This window comes from Massilia sp. PWRC2 (assembly GCF_049896725.1).
GTDB lineage: Bacteria > Pseudomonadota > Gammaproteobacteria > Burkholderiales > Burkholderiaceae_D > JAFCUW01.
Genome location: NZ_JAFCUW010000010.1, coordinates 156967 through 177413 on the forward strand (window position 1 = coordinate 156967; position 20447 = coordinate 177413).

16 protein-coding genes are annotated in these 20447 nt (G+C 66.1%); 3 read left to right on the plus strand and 13 right to left on the minus strand.

Annotated elements, in window-relative coordinates; genetic code table 11:
• Positions 1-5: 5 nt before the first annotated feature.
• Complete coding sequence (locus tag ACP7BZ_RS18945) at positions 6-1073, plus strand: mechanosensitive ion channel family protein (protein WP_426116107.1); 1068 nt, start codon at positions 6-8, stop codon at positions 1071-1073.
• Positions 1074-1146: 73 nt separating this feature from the next.
• On the opposite strand, the gene ACP7BZ_RS18950 is transcribed toward ACP7BZ_RS18945, so the two are convergent.
• From ACP7BZ_RS18950 to wrbA, 10 genes are all read right to left on the minus strand, one after another.
• On the minus strand, positions 1147-1362 hold the full coding sequence (locus ACP7BZ_RS18950) for a hypothetical protein (RefSeq protein WP_426116005.1): 216 nt from the start codon (positions 1360-1362) through the stop codon (positions 1147-1149).
• 71 nt (positions 1363-1433) lie between these two features.
• The gene (locus tag ACP7BZ_RS18955) at positions 1434-2228 is read right to left on the minus strand and encodes a thymidylate synthase (protein ID WP_426116007.1); all 795 of its coding nucleotides are present in this window, start codon (positions 2226-2228) and stop codon (positions 1434-1436) included.
• A gap of 38 nt (positions 2229-2266) precedes the next feature.
• On the minus strand, positions 2267-3361 hold the full coding sequence (locus ACP7BZ_RS18960) for a threonine aldolase family protein (protein WP_426116009.1): 1095 nt from the start codon (positions 3359-3361) through the stop codon (positions 2267-2269).
• Between the two features lie 57 nt (positions 3362-3418).
• Positions 3419-5446, minus strand: a complete 2028-nt coding sequence (locus ACP7BZ_RS18965; RefSeq protein WP_426116011.1) for a methyl-accepting chemotaxis protein — start codon at positions 5444-5446, stop codon at positions 3419-3421.
• Between the two features lie 68 nt (positions 5447-5514).
• A complete protein-coding gene (locus tag ACP7BZ_RS18970; RefSeq protein WP_426116013.1) occupies positions 5515-7410 on the minus strand; it encodes an ABC transporter transmembrane domain-containing protein in 1896 nt (631 codons plus the stop codon).
• Positions 7411-7506: 96 nt separating this feature from the next.
• A complete protein-coding gene (locus ACP7BZ_RS18975; protein ID WP_426116015.1) occupies positions 7507-8580 on the minus strand; it encodes a lipocalin-like domain-containing protein in 1074 nt (357 codons plus the stop codon).
• Positions 8580-11081, minus strand: a complete 2502-nt coding sequence (locus tag ACP7BZ_RS18980) for an FtsX-like permease family protein (protein WP_426116109.1) — start codon at positions 11079-11081, stop codon at positions 8580-8582. Before ACP7BZ_RS18980 ends, ACP7BZ_RS18975 begins: the two co-directional genes overlap by 1 nt.
• A gap of 47 nt (positions 11082-11128) precedes the next feature.
• A complete protein-coding gene (locus tag ACP7BZ_RS18985) occupies positions 11129-12577 on the minus strand; it encodes an FAD-binding oxidoreductase (protein WP_426116017.1) in 1449 nt (482 codons plus the stop codon).
• On the minus strand, positions 12567-12974 hold the full coding sequence (locus tag ACP7BZ_RS18990) for a DUF2069 domain-containing protein (protein WP_426116019.1): 408 nt from the start codon (positions 12972-12974) through the stop codon (positions 12567-12569). Before ACP7BZ_RS18990 ends, ACP7BZ_RS18985 begins: the two co-directional genes overlap by 11 nt.
• Positions 12974-13585 (minus strand): NAD(P)H:quinone oxidoreductase, encoded by a 612-nt coding sequence (wrbA, locus tag ACP7BZ_RS18995; RefSeq protein WP_426116021.1) that lies wholly within the window; start codon positions 13583-13585, stop codon positions 12974-12976. The genes ACP7BZ_RS18990 and wrbA overlap by 1 nt, the downstream gene beginning before the upstream one ends.
• 46 nt (positions 13586-13631) lie before the next feature.
• On the opposite strand from wrbA, the gene ACP7BZ_RS19000 reads away from it, so the two are divergent.
• Positions 13632-15014, plus strand: a complete 1383-nt coding sequence (locus tag ACP7BZ_RS19000) for a YihY family inner membrane protein (RefSeq protein WP_426116023.1) — start codon at positions 13632-13634, stop codon at positions 15012-15014.
• A 30-nt stretch (positions 15015-15044) separates the two neighbouring features.
• On the opposite strand, the gene ACP7BZ_RS19005 is transcribed toward ACP7BZ_RS19000, so the two are convergent.
• Positions 15045-15884, minus strand: a complete 840-nt coding sequence (locus ACP7BZ_RS19005; RefSeq protein ID WP_426116025.1) for an alpha/beta fold hydrolase — start codon at positions 15882-15884, stop codon at positions 15045-15047.
• A gap of 1 nt (position 15885) precedes the next feature.
• The gene (locus tag ACP7BZ_RS19010) at positions 15886-17196 is read right to left on the minus strand and encodes an O-acetylhomoserine aminocarboxypropyltransferase (RefSeq protein WP_426116027.1); all 1311 of its coding nucleotides are present in this window, start codon (positions 17194-17196) and stop codon (positions 15886-15888) included.
• Between the two features lie 243 nt (positions 17197-17439).
• Between ACP7BZ_RS19010 and ACP7BZ_RS19015 the strand changes: the two genes are divergently transcribed.
• On the plus strand, positions 17440-17892 hold the full coding sequence (locus ACP7BZ_RS19015) for a CBS domain-containing protein (protein ID WP_426116029.1): 453 nt from the start codon (positions 17440-17442) through the stop codon (positions 17890-17892).
• A gap of 37 nt (positions 17893-17929) precedes the next feature.
• Here the strand turns inward: ACP7BZ_RS19015 and ACP7BZ_RS19020 are convergent, their stop codons facing one another.
• Positions 17930-20257, minus strand: a complete 2328-nt coding sequence (locus ACP7BZ_RS19020; RefSeq protein ID WP_426116031.1) for a two-component system response regulator — start codon at positions 20255-20257, stop codon at positions 17930-17932.
• Between the last annotated feature and the right edge of the window lie 190 nt (positions 20258-20447).

Here is a 20447-nt window from a genome sequence, read left to right on the forward strand (position 1 = left end):
ATGAGATGACAGTGGCAGCGACCATCTTCGTCGTTGCCTTGGCTGCGCTGATCATGCTTAAACTGTTTGCCGAGCGCCAGCTGGCGCGCCTGACGCGCGATGGCCGCATGCATTTTCTCAGCTATCTGCGGGCGATCGTCGCTTCGACGCGGCTGCCTTTCCTGGGTGCGCTGTCGCTGCTGATCGGCATCAGCCAGCTGACGCTGCCGGCCGGCGGCGCACAGTGGCGCCATGGTGCGTGGGTGGTGGTGCTGGTGTTGCAGATGGGCTTGCGGGGCACGCGCATTATTGCGCTGGCGGCCGAGCATGCCTTTGAGCGCCAGCGTCTGAGCAATCCAGCCGCTGCCACCCACCTGATGCTGGGGGCGCTGGTGGCGCGCATCCTGCTGTGGTCGCTCACCGTGTTAATCATGCTCGACAACCTGGGTTTTAATATTTCGACCCTCATGGCCAGCCTGGGAATTGGCGGCATTGCCGTGGCGCTGGCCGTGCAAAATATTCTCGGTGATGTGTTTTCGTCGGTGTCGATTGCGCTCGATAAACCGTTTGTGATCGGCGATTTTATTGTTGTCGATGACTATATGGGGACGGTCGAATTCATCGGCATGAAAACCACGCGGTTGCGCAGTCTCGGCGGTGAGCAGATTATTTTTTCGAATAGCGAGTTGCTGAAGAACCGCATCCGCAATTACAAGCGGATGGATGAGCGGCGCGTCCTGTTTGAATTCGGTATCGCCTTCGAGACCCCGACCGAGCAGGTTGAGCAGGTCGCTGCCATGGTCAAGGCCATTGTCAGCGCGCAACAGCCGGCGGTGCGGCTCGACCGTGCGCACTTCAAGGGCTATGGCAACAGCGCACTGATGTTCGAAGTGGTGTATTACGTGCTCGACGCCGATTACAACACGTATATGGACGTGCACCAGGAAATCAGCCTGGCGATGTTGCGGCAATTCCGCGAGCGCGAGATTGGCTTTGCGTATCCGACCACCACCTTGCATATTGCGGCGCTGCCGGAGGAGGCGATGGGGCCGCCGAGGCTCAGGCCAGTGCCAAAGTCGACGGCAGGGCGGTGACGGCGTTCCGTCAATCCGACCGCGGGACGGGCACCCTGCGGTGCCAGTCCCGTGGTTGAACGACTGAAAAGTCTTACTCGTCCATCCCAATCAAGGCATCGATATCCGCCACCGCCATGCGCAACATCAGCGCCGCCCCCGCCTCGGCGGGCAGCACTCCCGCCACCATGGCGTCGGGCACCGATTTTTTCATCACGCCATCGCGTTGGATAAAATATTCACCGTGGTCGTAGGTGATGGTGTAGAGCAGTTGCTGGCCTTCGGTGCGGCGGTGTTGGGCGACGGGCATGATAGTTCCTCGATGGTGGTGGTGCCCCATCTTAGCGCGCAGCCGGCGTCACCCGCGGTACGTTAGGCCAGTTACACCGCCACCGGCGCCTTGATGTGCGCGTGCGGCTCGTAGCCGACGATCTCGAAGTCATCGAAACGGTAGTCGAACAGCGAGTCGGGCTTTCTGGCGATGCGCAATTGCGGCAGCGCTCTGGGCGTGCGCGCCAGTTGCAGCTCGACCTGCTCGAGGTGATTGGCATACAGGTGGCAGTCGCCGCCGGTCCAGATGAAGTCGCCCACCTCCAGGCCGGCCTGCTGCGCCATCATGTGCGTGAGCAGGGCGTACGACGCAATATTGAAGGGCACGCCGAGGAAAATATCGGCGCTGCGCTGGTAGAGCTGGCAGCTCAGTTTGCCATCGGCCACATAAAACTGAAACAGCGCGTGGCACGGTGGCAGTTTCATGTTCGGCACGTCGGCCACGTTCCAGGCCGAGACGATCATGCGGCGCGAATCGGGCGTCTGGCGGATTTGCCGCAGCACGTCGCTGATCTGGTCGATGTGGCCGCCGTCCGGGGTGGGCCAGTTGCGCCACTGGTAACCGTAGATGGGACCGAGGTTGCCATCGCCATCGGCCCAGTCGTCCCAGATCGATACCCCGTGGTCGTTCAGGTAGGCGATGTTGGTCGAGCCCTGCAGGAACCAGATCAGCTCGTGAATAATCGATTTGAGGTGCAGCTTCTTGGTCGTCACCAGCGGAAAGCCGTCCTGCAAATCGAAGCGCATCTGGTAGCCGAACACGGAGACGGTGCCGGTACCGGTGCGGTCGGTCTTGACGCTGCCGTGATCGCGCACGTGGCGCATGAAATCGAGGTATTGGCGCATGGTGGGAAAGCTAAACCCTGAGGAGCAAAATCGCTATTTTACAACGCGGGTGAGACGAGCGCCTCGCTCCAGCGCCGCAGCGCCTCGACCACGGTGGCGTCCGGCAAATGGAGCAGGTTGTCGCCCACATACAGCTCGACATAACTGGTCTCCGGCAGGGCGCCGTGACTGGCGCGGCCGAACAGCCAGATGCCGTGCTCGCGCGCCAGCTGGTCGCGGATCGCCACCGCGCGCTCGCGTGCCACCGGCAGGTGCAGGTGCAGCATGTTGGCCTGCGGCGCTGCAGGATTGGGGCGCAGCAGGGGGAAGGCGCGCAGCGCCTCGTACAGCCACTGCGTGCGGGCAAAATACGCCGGCATCGCCGCCAGCCGCGCATCGAACTGCATGGCGGCGGCCACCACGTAGGGCGAGCGGTGAATCACGTTGCCGCCCTGGCGGCGGAACCATTCGGCGGCGCGGGCGATGAACTCGGCGCTGCCGGCCAGCATGGCGCCACCGAGGCCGCCGATGCCCTTGTAGAGCGATACGTACACCGAATCGAAGCCCGCGGCCAGCGCCGCCGGCGTGCGCCCCATGCCGGCCGCCGCTTCCCACAGGCGGGCGCCATCCATGTGCAGGTGGGTGCCGCGCTGGCGGCAGTGCAGCTTGATCGCCTGCAGCTCGTCCCATGAGGGATTCTGGCCACCGATTTCGCGCATCGGCAGTTCCATGCCGACCGCGCCCAGGCGGTCGGGCACGGCGGCCAGGTCGGCCACGCACCACGGCCGGTAGCGTTCGCCCACGGCCAGCGCGTCGAAGTGCTTCAACAGCTGATAATTCGATTTTTCGTGGACGAAAATATGCGAGGTGGGATGCAGCGCCACCAGGGTACTGGCGCGGTCCTGGCACGCCAGCCGCAGGGCGGTCACTTGCGCCATGGTGCCGCTGAGGCAAAACACCGCCGCTTCACAGCCCAGCAGGCTGGCAATCTTTTGTTCGAACTGCCCGATCAGTTCGCCACTGCCGTAGACGTCGTGGGCGACCCCATGCTGTTCGCACCAGGCGGCCATGTCGGCGAACATGCGCGCCGGCGTGCGCGCCTGGTGGCCAGGTAACACGGTAGGGCAGTGTGATTGCAGATCGGGGTCAGGCACGGGCGGCTCCAGCAGCGGAAAAAACGCTACTGTACACCGTCGCGGCTGATTGCTGGCCTAGGGCGTCAGCGCCAGCTGCTGCCTGGCCGCGCGGCTGGCAGACGCTGGCGCGCCGTCGAGCGTGAAGACGCGCACTGCGCTGGCCAGTTCGGCCGCCTGGTCTTGCATGGCCTGGGCGGCGGCGGTGGCTTGCTCGACCAGCGCGGCGTTTTGCTGGGTGGCCTGGTCCATGTCGTTGACCGAGCCGTTGATGCGGGCGATGTCTTCGCTTTGCAGCGTGCTGGCGGCGCTGATCGCGCTCATGATGGTGGTGACGCGGCCGACACTGGCCAGCACTTCACCCATGGTGGCGCCGGCATCCTGCACCAGCCGGCTGCCGATCTGCACCTGGTCGACCGATGCGCCGATCAGTTCCTTGATTTCGCGGGCGGCGGCAGCACTGCGCTGGGCCAGGTTGCGCACTTCGCTGGCGACGACGGCAAAGCCGCGGCCCTGTTCACCGGCGCGCGCCGCTTCGACGGCAGCGTTCAAGGCCAGGATGTTGGTCTGGAAGGCGATGCCATCGATGACGCCGATGATGTCGACGATCTTTTTCGACGACTGCTCGATCGAGGCCATGGTATCGACCACGCGCGCCACCATGTTGCCGCTTTTTTCGGCGACGTCGGAGGCATTGCGGGCCATCTGGTTGGCCTGGCTGGCGCTGTCGGCGTTCTCGCGCACGGTACTGGTCATCTGGTCCATCGAGGCAGCGGTGGCGGCCAGGTTGGCGGCCTGCTGCTCGGTGCGCTCACACAGGTCCATATTGCCGCTCGAAATTTCGCTCGATGCCGTGGCGATATGCTCGGCACCTTCACGCACCTTGCCCACCACCTCCGACAAATTGGCGCAGATGCCGTTCATCGCTTCGGCCAGGCGGCCAATTTCATCGCGGCTGCTGTTGTCGATGCGGGCCGACAGGTCGCCGGCCGCGATGCGTGCTGCGGCCGCAGTGGCCGCCGCCAGTGGCCGCGTCACGCTGGCGCGCACCATCAGGTACAGCAGCACGGCAAACAGGGCCAGCGCGGCGATGCAAAAAGCCATGTAGCGCAGGCGCTGGGCATCGGCTTCGCGGGTGATTTCGTCGCGGAAGGTGCCACCGGCGACGATCCAGTTCCATTCCTTGATGAAGTCGAAATTGACGATTTTTTCGCGCGGGGCGCCGCCACTGGCGGTCACATCGCGCCAGGCGTACGTGAGCTGGCCGGTCTTCTGCGCAAGCATTTCTTTCACGAAAAAACGGCCGTCAGCAGATTTTTCTTCCAGCAGATTGCTGCCACTGCTTTTCGGATGCACCAGCAGCTCGCCCTGCGCCTTGCCGGGCGCGGCGTTGAGAACGAAAAAGTAACCGGTGTCGCCCACCTTGATGCTGCTGATCTTGTCCTTCAGGGCGGCCATGTCGGCGCTGATATCGACGCCGACGAACAGCACAGCGATCATTTTGCCGTCGGCGCCCATGACAGGCTCGTACCGGGTCATGTATTGCTTGCCAAACAGGGTGGCAGGGCCGCTGAAGGGCTGGCCGGCGCGCAGCAGGGGGTAGGCGGGATGCGCATGGTCGAGCGCGGTGCCGATCGCCCGATCGCCATTTTCTTTTTTCAGCGACGTGCTCACGCGAATAAAATCGTCGCCCTTGGCAACGAACACGGTGGCCACGCCGCCGGTCTGCGCGGTAAACCGGTCGGCCACGCTAAAGTCGAGGTTGACGGTCTTCTCGCCATTTAACAGCACCGGCGCCTGCAGCGCACCGACCGCCACTTCCTGGCCCGCGGCCAGGCTGAACTTGCCATCGAAATCGCTGCCGAACAGGCGGCTGAAACTTGCCGCTTCCGACGACAAGGATTTATTGAATAGCTCGATCATATTGACCACGCCGCGCACATCCTGGCGGGTCGCCGCAATCGAGCGCGCTTCCAGCATGCTCGACGTGGTCACGCTGATCATGGCGAACAGCGCCGCCAGGATGGCGCCGACCAGGCCGATGGTCACGGTGGTGATGCGGGCGCCGACGCTCCAGTGATGGAAAGGCAAGAATCGCTGGGACATATTTGATCTCGGTTAATTGCGTGACAGCAATTATACGGGAATTTGTTGCATTGAGGTAATAGTTCTGCCTAGCTAGTGGGACGCGCACCACTGCTGACGCCGTGAAACTGCAGCGCCGCCAGATTGGCGTAGATACCGCCCTGGGCCACCAGGCTGGCATGGGTGCCCGTTTCGACGATGCCGCCGTCTTCCATGACGATGATGCGGTCGGCGCGCTGCACGGTGGCCAGGCGGTGGGCGATGATGACGGTGGTGCGGCCGACCATGGCCGCTTCGAGCGCGCGCTGGACCAGCCGTTCGGATTCGGCATCGAGCGCACTGGTGGCTTCATCGAGCAGCAGCAGCGGTGGATTTTTCAGCAGCGCGCGGGCGATCGCAATGCGCTGACGCTGGCCACCGGAGAGGCGCACCCCGCGTTCGCCCAGGAACGATTGATAGCCCTGCGGCAGGCGCTCGATAAATTCGTGCGCGGCCGCCTGGCGCGCGCAGGCGATCACTTCGTCGTCGGTGGCGCCGACGCGGCCATAGCGGATGTTTTCCATGGCGTTGGCGGAAAAGATCACGGTGTCTTGCGGCACGATGCCGATCGCATCGCGCAGCGTGTGCAGATCGAGCGTGCGGATGTCGACGCCGTCGAGTGTGACGGTGCCCGACTGCGGATCGTAAAAGCGCAGGAACATCTGGAATAGGGTGGTCTTGCCGGCGCCGGACGGTCCCACCAGCGCCACCGTTTCACCCGGTTCAATCACCAGATTGAGGTGCGACAGCGCTGCCGTGGTCGGCCGCGATGGATAGTGAAAGGTGATGTCCTGCAGCGCCAGCGCGGCGCCGCCGGCGACCCGCACGGGCAGTGCGCGCGGCGCCGCAGGGTTGCCGATGCTCGACCTTGCACCGAGCAGTTCGAGCAGGCGCTCGGTGGCGCCGGCGGCGCGCTGCGCTTCGCCCATTACTTCTGACAGTGCGCCGATGGAGCCGGCCACGATCGAGGCATACAGGATGAACTGACCGAGGTCGCCGCCCGTCATGGTGCCGCCGAGCACCGCGTGGGCGCCCAGCCACAGCACGAACACGATGGTGCCAAACACCAGCACGATGGCCAGCATGGTCAGCAGCGAACGGGCGCGGATACGCCGCATGGCGGTGGCAAACGCCGCTTCGACCGAGCCGCCAAAGCGCGCCGCTTCGATATGCTCGTGGGTGAAGGCTTGCACGGTCGGCATGGCGTTGAGGATCTCGCCCGCCATCGCCGAGGCGTCGGCAATGCGGTCTTGCGAATCGCGCGACAGGCTGCGCACGCGGCGGCCGAACAGCACGATGGGCACGATCACCACCACCATCAGGCCGAGAATGATGGAGGTCAGCTTGATGCTGGTGATGAACAGCATCACCAGGCCGCCGATGAACAGCAGGGTGTTACGCAGCGCCAGCGAAATGCTGGTGCCGACCACCGATTGAATCAGCGTGGTGTCGGTGGTGATGCGCGAGAGAACTTCACCGGTCTGGGTGGTTTCGAAAAACGCCGGGCTTTGACGTAACACGTGGCCGTAGACGGCGCTGCGGATGTCGGCGGTGACGCGCTCGCCCAGCCATGACACCATGTAGAAGCGGGCAGCGGTGGCCAGTGCCAGCACGGTGGCCACGCCGAACAGGGCGAGGAAGGTGGCGTTGACGTTGCGGATGCTGCGGGCGCCCGCCGCCGGGCCGAAACCGAGATCGATCATTTGCTTGAAGGCGGCGGGAATGGCCAGCGTGGCGCTGGCGGCGACCAGCAGGGCGATGGCGGCAAACAGGAACTGGCGGCGGTAGGGGCGCAGGAATGGCAGCAGGCCGCGCAGCGTCGCCAGGCTCGATTTGGCGCGCGCCTCGCTGCTGCTGGCGGCGACGGCGTGGTTGGTACTGGCGTTGCTGCCGGCGTTGCTGTCGGCGTTGATTGCGCTGGCAATCTGGTTGGAGCGGTCGTTCATCGGCTGCGGCTTTATCCTGGCTATCGTGCGGTCAAATGGGGCGGTGAAAACGCATGGTGTGCTGTTGCGGGTCGAACTCTACCAACTTTACGAACTTTACAGTGTCATGGGCCGGTCATAGCCCGTCATTTCCAGGTAGCCGTGACCGGCTGGCTGGCCATCGCGTTCGAGCGACATCGCCCCTTCCCAGTAAATGGCGCCGGTCGAGCGGCGCGAGTCGAGCTCCTGGTCGTTTTGCAGGGGCGTCAGGCGCCAGCTGAAAGGGCCGGTGACCAGCGTCGTCGCCACCGGGTAGGTGGCGCCGCTGGCGGGCGAGGTCCACCACGCGCGCGCACTGAAACTGACCTGGTCGGCGCCAAACTGGGTGACCTTGCCGGCGCGGTCGCGCAACGCTGCGTGCGCCCACAGTTTACCACCTCGTCGGGCGCGGATCTGGAAAGCCATCAGCGCCGAGCCATCGGCCAGGTTGGCGCCGACCCAGTCCCAGCCGCTGGCGGCAGGGTCGAGCGCCTGGCTCGACCATTCGTGATCGAGCCAGGCGGTGCCGGTGACAGCACCAGCGGCGCCCAGCGCACCGGCCACCCCCGTCACCTGCAACTGCGGCTCGCTATAGTAATAGCTGGCGTTGCGCGGCAGCGGGCCCTTTTGCGAAAAGCCTGCCACCCCTTGCAGCAGCGGCGGCGCCGTCGGTGTCAGCGTCAGCTTCAGTTGCAACTGGCGCGAGGCGATCGCCACCTGGTAGGCGCCGTTGGCGCCGCGCTGCATGGTCCAGCCGTCGAGCTTCAAACTGGTCATGCCGGCTTTGGCGTAATTGAGCTCGAAACCCTGACGGCCGCTTTTCTGGTCGTGCACCAGGCGACCGAGCGCCGGATCGGAAACGGCGGCATGGGCGACGATCAGCTGGCGGGCGGCGAAGGCGCTGGGATTGGCGTCGGCGGCGCCGGTGCGGCTGCGAAAAAACGTCACCTGAAACCCCAGCGGCTTGCCGTTCGGCCGCTGCAGCCAGCCCGTCACATACCACCACTCGGTTTTGAAATCCGGGTGGGCGCCGAAGTCGGCGGGAAAGTGCAGCGGCTGGCCGGCCACGACCGCGGCGAATGCCACCGGCCCGGCCTGCGCTGCAGTGCTCAGTAACAGGCCGCACAGCAGCCATGTGATGATTCGCTTCATTACCAGTCCTCCCTGACTGCCCGTATCGGACCAAGCGACAGCGCGTAACGTCCCGACACCAGCGCGGTGAGCACGGCGGCGACCAGCAGCAGGCCGGCCACCGACAACAACAATGTCCATGGCAGGTGCAGCTGCATGGTCCAGTGAAACGACTGCGGGTTGACGACGAATACCAGGATCAGGCTGATGGTCAGGCCCAGCACGAAGCCGCAGCCGACCCCCAGGATGGTCAGCGCGCCGCCCTCGATGGCGAGGATGCGCAGGATCTGGCCGCGCGTCACACCAACGTGGCGCAGCATGCCGAACTCGCGCGCGCGCGCCAGCGTTTGCGCTGAAAACGTCGCCGCCACCCCCGACATGCCGATGGCGATGGCGATCGCTTCGAGCAAATAGGTGACGGCGAAGCTGCGGTCAAAAATCTGCAGGCTAAGGGCGCGGATCTGGCCCGGCTGCGCCAGCGTCAGGCGGGCGCCGAACGGCAACCGGCGCAGCGTCGCTTCGAGCTGGCCGGCGGCGACGCCGGCGCGCAGCCACAGGGCGGCATCACTGACCTTGTCGTCACCGGTGATGGCGCGGTAATCGGCCAGGCGGATTTGCACGGCGCCGTTCTGGCTGGCGTAATCGCGCCAGACGCCGGCGACAAAAAACGCTTGCAGGGTGCCGGCCAGCGGCAACTGCAGCGTTTGACCGGGCTTGACGCCATACAGGTCGAGCATCGCTTCGGACACCCAGGCGGGCCGCGCGCCGCTGGGTACCGGAGCGCCCGGTCCCACCAGCACCAGCCGCTGGCCGGGATTGGCGGCATCGATGTCGCGCGCGATCAAGGTCACCGGCGGGCGCGCCGCATCGAGCGAGAGCGGCGCGCTGCGCAAAAATTCGCTGCGGGCAACGCCGCTGGCGCCACTTAAGGCGGCCTGCTCGGAGGCACCGAGGCCGGCGCTGGCACCGGCCGCCGCCACCCGCACATACAGGTCGGCCGGCAGGATACGACCGAGCCAGTCGTCGACCGACATGCGAAAACTCGACACCATGATGGCCATCGCCACCATCAGGGCGAAGCTGGCCAGCACACCACCGAGCGCGATGGCGGCCTGGCCCGGCGCATTGGCCAGCCGCGCCAGCGCCAGTGCCGGCACCGCGGTGCGCGCTGGCGCCAGCCGGTTGAGGGTGCCGAACACGCTGGCGGCCAGCCGTGGCATCAAGCCGATCCCGCCGATCAGCAGCAGGGCGATGGCGAGGTAGCCAAAAATGGGCAGTTCAAACAGCGGTGGCAGTCGTGACAGCAGCGCCGCCATGGCCAGGCAGGCCAGCGCCGGCCAGCTGCGGCGCAGGCCGGCGAGTGCGGTTTCGTCGCTGCCCGATTTGAGGGCGACAGCCGGCGCCGCGCGCGCTGCCTCGAAGGCAGGCGCCAGGCAGCCCAGCAAAGCCACCGCCAGTCCCATGCCAAAGAACACGGCGGCCGCCAGCGGCGCGAACGCCACGCTGGGCTGCACCCCGGTAAAATAACCGGCGCCCAGATCGGCGCCAAAAAAGCGCAGCGCCAGCGCTGCCATCAGGTAGCCGCCGCCGATGCCAGCGGCGGCGCCAATCACGCCCAGGCTGGCCCCTTCGAGCAGCACTTGCAGCAGCAGCTGGCGGCGCGCCACCCCCAGCACGCGCAGCAGGGCGAACTGGCTGCGGCGGCGGATCACCGACAGCGCCTGGGTGGAAAACACCAGGAACGCCCCGGTAAACAAGGCCACCAGCGCCAGCACCGTCAGGTTGACGCGGTAGGCGCGTGAGAGCGTGTTGGTGCGGCTGTCCTGGTCCGGATCGTTTGGCTGCGCTACCAGGAAGCGGCCCGGATAGCGCGCTGCCAGCTCGCTTTGCAAGGCGCGCTCGAAGGCGCCGCGGTCGACCCCGTCCTGCAGTTTGAGGTCGACCCGCGAGAGCACGCCGAGGCGGCCGAAGCGCCACTGGGCGGCGCCAATATCCATCACCGCGATGCGCTGGCCGGCGCGGGCGTTGAACAGGCCGCCGCCCACGCGCAGGGCGACGTCGGTGGCGCCGGCGCGCAGCAGCAGCGGCGCGCCCTTGGCGGCGCCCAGCCACGCCATCGCTGCCGGCGACAGGAAGATGGCGTCGTCGCCTAACAGGTCGAGGGCGCTGTCGGCTACGCCCAGCAGGTCGGGGGCGACGGCGCCGGCGCGAAACGGATCGACGCCGATGATTTTCAGGTTGGCGGCGCCACCGATGCCGCCGGCCTTGGCGGGTACGCCGGCGTCCACTTCGATCACCGGCGAGGCCACCAGTACGCCGGCGCGCTGCGCCAGCAGCGGATAGATGGCTTCATCGAAGGTGCTTTCGCGGCCGCTGACCTGGATGTCGGCCTGGCCGGCGACCGCCTTGACGGCGGCCGAAAACTCGTTGAAAGCGGCGGCATTGATCAGGTGGATGGCAAAGCCCATCGCCACGCCGACGGCGATGGCGACGATGGCCAGCAGCGCGCGCACCGGGTGCATGCGCCATTCGCCGACCAGCAGCCAGCGCGACAGTAAGCCCAGCGGCGTCACAGCACTTTTCCAGGGTTCATCAGGTTACGGGGATCGAGGGCTTGTTTGACCGAGCGCATCAGCGCCAGTTCGACTGCGCTCTTGTGGCGGACGAGGGCGTCACGCTTGAGGGCGCCGATGCCGTGTTCGGCCGAGATCGAACCGCCGTCTTCTGCCACGCTGGCATAGACGACGGCGTTGACGGCATCCTGGCTGGCCAGAAAATCGGCGTCATGCATGCCGGCTGGGGCGGCCACGTTGTAATGCAGGTTGCCGTCGCCCAGGTGGCCGAAACACACCACCTGGCAGCCGGCAAAGTGTTGGGCGAGGGCGGCGTCGGTGCGGGCGATAAAACCGGCAATCGCCGACACCGGCAGCGCAATGTCGTGCTTGATGTTGTGGCCGGCGCGCGCCTGCGCCAGCGGGATGTGTTCGCGGATATCCCACAGGCCCTGCGCCTGCGCCAGCGTCGACGACAGCACGGCGTCTTGCGCCACGCCGTCCTCGAAGGCGGTCGCCAGGGTGCGTTCGAGCAGGTGCGCCGCATGCGCTTCTGACTCGCTGCTGGCCACTTCCAGTAACACATAATACGGGTGTTCCTGCTTGATGGGCCGGGGCAGGGCGGGGAACTGCTGCTGCACCAGCTGCAGGCAGTAGTGCGACATCAGCTCGAAGCCGGTCAGGCTGGCGCCGCAGCTGTCTTGCGCCAGTAGCAGCAGGGTGGTGGCGGCGCTGGGGCTGGCCAGCGCCACCAGCGCCGTCAGGGTCGCTTTCGGGCGCGGGAACAGTTGCAGCACGGCGCCGGTGATGATGCCGAGGGTGCCTTCGGCGCCGATGAACAGGTCGCGCAGGTCGTAGCCGGTGTTGTCCTTGCGCAGGCCGCGCAAGCCGTCCCAGACGTCGCCCTGGGCGGTCACCACTTCCAGGCCCAGGCACAGGGCGCGCGCATTACCGTAACGCAGCACCGCGGTACCGCCCGCATTGGTCGACAGGTTGCCGCCAATGCTGCAACTGCCTTCGGCCGCCAGCGACAAGGGAAACAGGCAGGCGCTGGCGGCGGCGGCTTGCTGGACGTCGTGCAGGATGCAGCCGGCATCGACCGTCATGGTGCGGTTGACCGGGTCGAGCTGGCGGATGCGCTGCATGCGCGCCAGTGACAGCACGACGGCGTCGCCGCTGGCATCGGGCACGCTGCCTTGCACCAGACCGGTACGGCCGCCCTGCGGCACCATCGGCACGCCCGCGTCGCCGCAGGCGCGCACCAGTGCCGCCACCTGATCGGTAGTGGCCGGCCGCAGCACCGCCAGAGCGGCGCCGGTAAAGCGGCCGCGCCAGTCGGTGAGATAGGGGGCGCAGTCAGCGCCGCTGAGCACCTGGGCATCACCGGCGATGGCGCGGCAGCGCGCCAGGAACGCCGCGCGGGCGGTCGCACCAAGGCTGGCGTGGCGGCCGCCTTCAATACTCATTGCGGCGCGCCGTCTTGACCTTGTCGAGCAATTCCTTGGCCATTTTTTTGGCGGCGCGCTTGTAGGGCGCCAGATACAGCAGGGTGCAGCTAAAGTAGACCAGCACCAGCGCCACTTCGCCCATCGCCATGTAACGCGACAGCGCGGCGGTGTCGCTCCAGGCGCGCACCACGCCCTCGGTGAAATACAGCAGGATCACCATCGATGACCACTGCATGGTGTAGATGTCGCGCTTGAGCACGCCGCGCAGGGGAATCAGCAGCAGCAGCGCCTTGAGCGCCAGCAGCGAGCCGCCAGCGCGCAGGGGCGCCACCCACATCTCCCACACCACCAGCCAGATGATCAGGACGATCAGGCTGGCCAGACAGCCTGTATGAAACCATTTTGGCGTTGCCATCAGCGCTCTCCTTGCAGGGCCGCCGCGGTGCGCGCCAGTCGCTTGCCCAGCGCGATCGCCAGCCGCTTTTCGTCTTCGGTGACGGCCTTGTCGCCGTCCAGGCCCGACCAGTGGCTGGCGCCATACGGACTGCCGCCGCTGGAGGTGGTCATCAGTTCGGGGTTGGTGTAAGGCAGGCCCATCACCAGCATGCCATGGTGCAGCAACGGCAGCATCATCGATAGCAGGGTCGATTCCTGGCCGCCGTGCAGGCTGCCGGTGGAGGTAAATACGCAGGCCGGTTTGCCGGCCAGGGTGCCGGCCAGCCAGTCGGTGGCGGTGCCATCGATAAAATACTTGAGGCTGGCCGCCATATTGCCAAACCGGGTCGGCGAACCGAGCGCCAGACCGGCGCAGTCGGCCAGATCGGCCAGCTCGACGTACGGCGCGCCGGCCGGCGGGATGGCCGGCGCGGTCGCTTCGGCCACGCTGGAGACGGCCGGCACGGTGCGCAGGCGAGCGTCGAATCCGGGCACCGACTCGATGCCCTGAGCAATCAGTTCGGCCAGCTTGCGGGTGGCGCCATGGCGCGAATAATACAAAACTAGAATAATCGAATTGGTTGGGTTCATCATTGGTATTATAGGGCGCTTTACATCGCGTGGACGCCCCAGAAGGATGCTTTCCAAGACTGCCTATTCGCTTTCACTATCTGCCGACGCGGCGCCGGATCGATCCGCGGGCGCCGCGCTCGACAGCGACGCCAGCGCGGCGCGCCAGCTGAGCTGGCGCCAGGGCGGCGACCTGCTGCGCTTTGCCATCCGCCGCCTGCGCGAAGAGCGCCTGCCGCAGGTGGCAGGCAGCCTCACGTTCACCACCACGCTGGCGATCGTCCCGCTGTTGACCATCGTGCTGGCCATCTTTACAACCTTTCCCATCTTTAGCGCCTTTCGCACCTCGCTCGAGACGTATTTCGTGCAAACCTTGATGCCGCGCGGGATTGCCAACACCATCATCGGCAACCTGACCCAGTTTGCCAGCAAGGCCACGCGGCTCTCTGCGGTTGGCGCGGTGGCGCTGCTGGTGACGTCGACGGCGATGATGGCGATGATCGAGCGCGCCTTCAACCAGATCTGGGGCGTGCGCCGGCGCCGGCCGTTCGCCCAGCGGCTGGTGATGTACTGGGCCCTGCTCACGCTGGGTCCCATCATGTTCGGGCTGTCGCTGACGGTGACGTCGCAGTTGTTCATGGCCACCAGCGAGGTGGTGCAGGCGGTGCCGTTGGTGGGCGCGCTGTTCTATACGGCGGTGTCGGTGGCGCTGTCGGCCGCTGCCTACACGCTGCTGTACGTGATGGTGCCGAACCGCCACGTCGACTGGCTCGACGCCATGTGGGGCGGACTGGTGGCGGCGGTGGCGTTTGAAATCGCCAAGCGCGGCTTTGCGGTGTTTATTCGGCAGTTCCCCACCTATGCCATCATTTACGGCGCACTGGCGGCGCTGCCACTGTTTTTGCTGTGGCTGTACCTGTCGTGGATGATCGCCCTGGTCGGTGCCACCATCAGCGCTGCCTTGCCAGTGATTCGCTACGAGCGCTGGTGGTACCAGCCGGCGCCAGGCGCCGAATTCGTCGACGCCGTGGCGATTCTAAAAGTGCTGTACGCCGGCGCGCGCACCAGTAATAGCGCGCTGGTGCCCAGCCGCGTGATCCGCGCGCACACCCGCATCGGTTTTGAAGAAATGACCGACCTGCTCGACCGCATGGTGGCGGCCGGCTGGGTGGGTCGCGTCGAGCTCGACATCAGCACCCGCGCGCGCTGGAAAGAACGCTCGCGCGCCAGCCGCGATAACTGGGTGCTGCTGACCAATCCGGCCACGCTGCGGCTGGCCGAGGTCTACCGCCTGTTCATCTTCAGCGGCCGCGCCATCGGCGCCGGCGCCCCCGTGCCGGTGGTGGAAAATGCTCTGACGCTCGACACTGCCGTGCTGGCGCGCCAGGTGGGGCGGGCGGTCGAAGACGGTTTGCACCAGAGCCTGGCCGAGCATTTCGGCCCCTTGTAGCGAAGCGGCCGAACAGGGCCTGACGCCGCGCTAGCGCAAGCTGGTTGCGAACTTGAACAGGGCGTCGAGCACGGCGTCGCTCTGCTCGGCCATCAGCGCGTGGCCGGCGTCGACCTGCAGCACGCGGGTGGTCGTCACCGCCGCCACCGCGGAGGTGAGCAGGGTGGTCGAACGGGCCGGCGTCATCATGTCGCGGCTGCCGAAGATGAACAGTACCGGGCAGCGCAAGGCTTGCGCCGCCGCTTCGCCGCCGGCATAGGCGTTGCAGGCGCTAAAGTCGGTCAGCAACAGCTGCTGCGGATTGCGCGCCGCCATGCGTTCCATCAGCCGGCGCGCCACCCCCATGGTCGACACCCCTGCCAGCGGCGCCGCCGGATTTTGCGGCTGCAGCAGGTTGGCGCGCGCATGCGACCAGATGTTGATCAGGTCGATCGCCGCGCCCTGATCGTCGCCGGCCATCGATAACAGCGCGTCCGACACTTTCATTGGATAGGTGGTGCCCAGCATGGCCAGGCCGATCACGCGCCCCGCGCTGCCAGCCAAGCGCGCCGCCGCTTCCAGCGCCACCAGCGAGCCCATGCTGTGACCGATCAGCAGCGCCCGTTCGACACCGGCGGCGTCGAGCAGCGCCAGCAGCCAGGCGGCGATCGCTTCGACCGTCGGCAGGGCGGCGCCCGCGCTGCGGCCGTGGCCGGGCAGGTCGACTGCCAGCACATTAAATCCGTGGTGGGCAAAATACCGGCTCTGCAGGGTCCATACCGAGTGGTCGTTCTGGGCGCCGTGGATGAACACGGCGGTGGGCAGGCGGGCATCGAACGGCTTGCCGCCGCTGTAGCAATAAGCACCTTGTCCTGCGACGTCGAGCAGCATGTCAGACTCCTTTCTGCGACAGTTTGAGGGCGCGCGCCAGGTCGTCGGTGAGGTCGTCGACGTTTTCCAGTCCGACCGACAGGCGCATGGTGCCTTCGCCGATGCCGCTGGCAGCGAGTTGCTCGGCCGGCACGCGCAGGTGGGTGGTCGAGGCCGGGTGGATCACCAGCGACTTGGCGTCGCCCACATTGGCCAGGTGCGAAAACACTTGCAGGGCGTCGACGAAGCGGCGGCCGGCGGCGCGGTCGCCTTTTACATTAAAGGTGAAGACGGCGCCGCAGCCGCGCGGCAGCAGGGTCTTGGCCAGCGCGTAGTCCGGGTGGCTGGCCAGCTCCGGATAGGCCACCGAACTCACCGCCGGCTGCTGCAGCAGGAAGTCGATCACCTTGCGGGTATTGGCGACATGGCGTTCCATGCGCAGGCTGAGCGTCTCGACGCCTTGCAAGATGGCGAAGGCGTTGTGGGGACTCATGACGGCGCCAAAGTCGCGCAAGCCTTCGCGCCGCGCGCGCAGCGAAAACGGTGCCACCGTCGACACTTCGGCAAACACCATGCCGTGAAAGCCGTCATATGGTTCACACAGTTCGCCGAAGCGGCCGCTGGCCTCGTGAGCGGCTTGCCAGTCGAAGCTGCCGCCTTCGACCAGCAGGCCGCCGATGGCGGTGCCGTGCCCGCACAGGAACTTGGTGGCCGAGTGGAACAGCAGGTCGGCACCATGTTCGAACGGCCGCAGCAGGTACGGCGTGGTAAAGGTCGAATCGACCAGCAGCGGCAGGTGATGGTCGTGCGCCAGCGCCGACAGCGTCGGCAGGTCGAGCACATCGAGGCCGGGGTTGCCCAGCGTTTCACCGAACAGCAGGCGCGTTTCAGGGCGAATGGCGGCGCGCCAGCCATCGATGTCGCGCGGGTGCACGAAGGTGGTACTGATGCCGAAGCGCTTGAGGGTGTAAGCGAGCAGATTGTGCGAGCCGCCGTACAGGGCGCTGGAAGCGACCACGTGGGCGCCGGCGCCGGCAATCGTCGCCAAGCCCAGGTGCATGGCGGCCTGGCCGCTGGCGGTGGCAATGGCTGCCACCCCACCTTCGAGGGCGGCGATGCGCTCTTCCAGCACCGCATTGGTGGGATTCGATATGCGCGAATAGACGTGGCCGGCGCGTTCCATGTTGAACAGCGAGGCCGCGTGGTCGGAGTCCTTGAAGGCAAACGAGGACGTGAAATACAGTGGGGTGGCGCGGGCGCCGGTGGTCGGGTCGGGCGTGCTGCCGGCATGCAGCGACAGGGTGTCGAAACCCGGATAATGGGGAGCGCTCATGGTGGACTCGCAGGTAGATGCAATGGCCGGCATCGTAGCACCGTTTGTGCTCGCCGGGCACGGTGCGGGTGCCGCAGCACGCACCCCGGCAGCGCGTTTTTTCAGGCGCTTTCACCGCGCCGCTGGATTTTTTGCTACGCTTCGGCTACATTCGCTTTTATCTTCCAGGTTCACATGTCCACCAGCCCAGCCGTACCCGCAGCCTCCGCTACACCACAACTTCAGCCGAAAAGGGTAGCCGCCATGAAAGTCTCCGAAATTCTCGAGGTAAAAGGCAACATCCTGTACACCGCCAGTCCCGACACGCTCATCGTCGACGCCGTCAATACCATGGCGGACAAGGACATCGGCTCGCTGGTGGTGATGGAGTATGGCGACCTGGTCGGCATGCTGACCTTTCGCGAAGTGATCAAGGTGCTGCACAAGAACAATGGCTCGGTGGGCGCCGGCACCGTGCGCAAGCACATGGACGACCATCCGATCACCGTCACCCCGGACACCGAGGTCAACGAAGTGCGCCGCATGATGCTGGAAAAGCATGCGCGCTATCTGCCCGTCATGAATGCCAAAACGCTGCTCGGAGTGATCTCGTTTTATGACGTCGCCCGCGCCGTGCTGGAAGCGCAAAGCTTCGAGAACCGCATGCTCAAGGCATATATTCGGGACTGGCCAGCGGAAGTCGACCAGCCCGATTAAACGACGGCGACGGGCGCAAGCTTGCCCCGGCCCGGCTTCAGGCCGGGGTATTCTCGCGCAGCCACTGCTGCAGCTCGGCGGGCGGCATCGGCCGGGCGAACAGAAAGCCCTGGCCCATCGGGCAGCCCAGCAGTTGCAGGATATGCGCCTGGCGCTCGTCTTCGACGCCCTCGGCTACCACCGTCAAGCCCAGGTTGCGGCCCAGCTGGATGACCATTTCGGCGATGCTGCTGCCGCGTGCCGAGTGGGTAATTTCAGTGACGAAGGCGCGGTCGATCTTCAGGCGGTCGATCTGCAGCCGCTGCAGGTAGGACAGTGATGAAAAGCCGGTGCCGAAATCGTCGATGGCGATGGTGACGCCGGTGCGCTTGATTTCCGCCAGCATGGCAATGAGCAGTTGCGGCTCTTCCATCGCCATCGATTCGGTGATTTCCAGTTCGACGAACTGCGGCGGCACTGCGGTCTCGGCCAGCGCCGTGCGCAGCATCTGCAAAAACAGCGGGTGGCGGAACTGTACCTGGGAGACGTTCACCGACATGGTGAAATCGAGGTGGCCGGCGGCGCGCAGGCGCACCAGCTCGTGGCAGGCGCTGCGCAGCACGAATTCGCCGATTTCGATGATCAGGCCGGAATACTCGGCGATGGGGATGAACACGGCGGGCGAGACCAGCGTGCCATCGTCGGTGCGCCAGCGCAGCAGCGCTTCGGCACCGACCGGACGGCGGCTGACCAGGTCGACCTGCGGCTGATAGGCAACGAACAGCTGGCCGGCCGCAAAGCCCGTGCGCAGCGCGTGCATCAGGCGCACGCGCTCGCGAATTTCCACCCCCATGCTGCGCGAAAAATAAAAGTGGCCGGCGCGCTGTTGCACCTTGGCCCGCTTGAGGGCGATATCGGCGTCCTTGAGGGCATCGGCGCCGCTGCCGTCGTGTTCGATCAGGCGCACCAGGCCCATGGTGGCCGACACCCGCACGTCCTGGCCATCGATGGAAAACGGCGTGGCGAACAGCGCCAGGATGTGGGCCGGATTGACCACCGAGGCGTCGCCCAGCACGCTGAAAATATCGCCGCCGATGCGCGCCACCGTCAGGTCGAGGCCGCCGCAATGCTGCAGCCGGTAAGCGACGGCGGCCAGCAGCAGGTCGCCGAACTGGTGGCCGAGGGCGTCGTTGGTTTCGGCGAAATGGTCGAGGTCGACCAGCGACAGGATGGCGCTGGCGCGCGCCGGACTGTCGAGGGTGGCGTCGAGGATTTCGACCAGGCGCGTGCGGTTGGGCAGTTTCGACAGCTGGTCGTAGAACGCCGCCGTGTGCAGATGGCTGAGCAGTTCGACGTTTTCCAGGCCCACCGCAACGGTGCCGCCAAACACCTCGAGCAGGCGCTGTTCGAGGTCGCCGAGCGGCGCGGCCAGCGGAATATGGGCGGCGAACTGGCGCCCTCCTTTGCCGTGGAACACCAGGGTGGCGCCATGGTCAGTAAACACGTTGGTGCCGGCGGCGAGGGCGCCATCGATGGCGGCGAGGGCGGCGCTGGCGGGGCCGCCGGCGCGGGCGGCGTCGCTCAGGGCGCTGCCGGCCAGCGGGCCGAAGGCGCCAGCGCCGGCGACAACCTGCAGGCGCGGCAGGCGCGGCAGGTGCGGCCTTGGGCTGCTGGCGCCGGCGGCATCGAGGTCGAAGGGATGGTGCACGCACAGCACGCCATCGGCATCGCGGCCGATAATGTGGCCCACCTGGCCCAGCACCCCGGCGCCGAAGGCGGCCACGCCCTGCAGGGCCATCAGGGCAACCCCAGCGCGCACTACGCGGTCGAGGCCGCTGCGGCTGTTGCCGATCGCGCGGATCTGCTCGTACGAGCGCACCGCCGCCGTTACCGTGGTGTACAGTTTGATGCGGGTGAGCTCGGACTTGGTCTTGTAATCGTTGATGTCGAAATCGCGGATCGCCTCGATTTCGGGGGCGTAGCCCGGCTGGCCGGTGCGCAGGATGATGCGCACGTCCGCCAGCTTGAGCGTTTCGCGGATATGGCGCGCCAGCTTGAGGCCGGCGTCATCTTCTTCCATGACGACGTCGAGCAGGATGACGGCGATGTCGGCTTCGCGGGCGAGCAGGGCACGCGCTTCGGCAGCCGAGTAGGCGTGCAGAAATTCAAGCGGGCGCGACTGCATCTCGAGGTTGCCCAAGGCGAAGGTGGTGGTGGTGTGGACGTCGGCATCGTCGTCGACGATGAGCACGCGCCAGACTGGCTGCGGCTGCGGCTGCGGCTGGTCCGCAGCGAGAAGCGCTGCGGCCGGCGCTGCCTCTTCCACAAATACCAGATCGTCGGGATCGTCCTTGATGGCTTCAAAGGGCGGGCGCGATGGTGGCATGGGTACATCTCCTAACTGCGGGCTGGCTGACGGTCCGAGTATATCGCGGAAATCCACCACGCATGGGCGTTTGCCGGGACTACGAGTGTTAAATATTGAAAAATAATCACTAATGACGACACAATTGATGTTGTCGAGTTCACATTTGCCGGCGTCACTGCTGCCATCGCGATGGACCGTGCCGCGACTG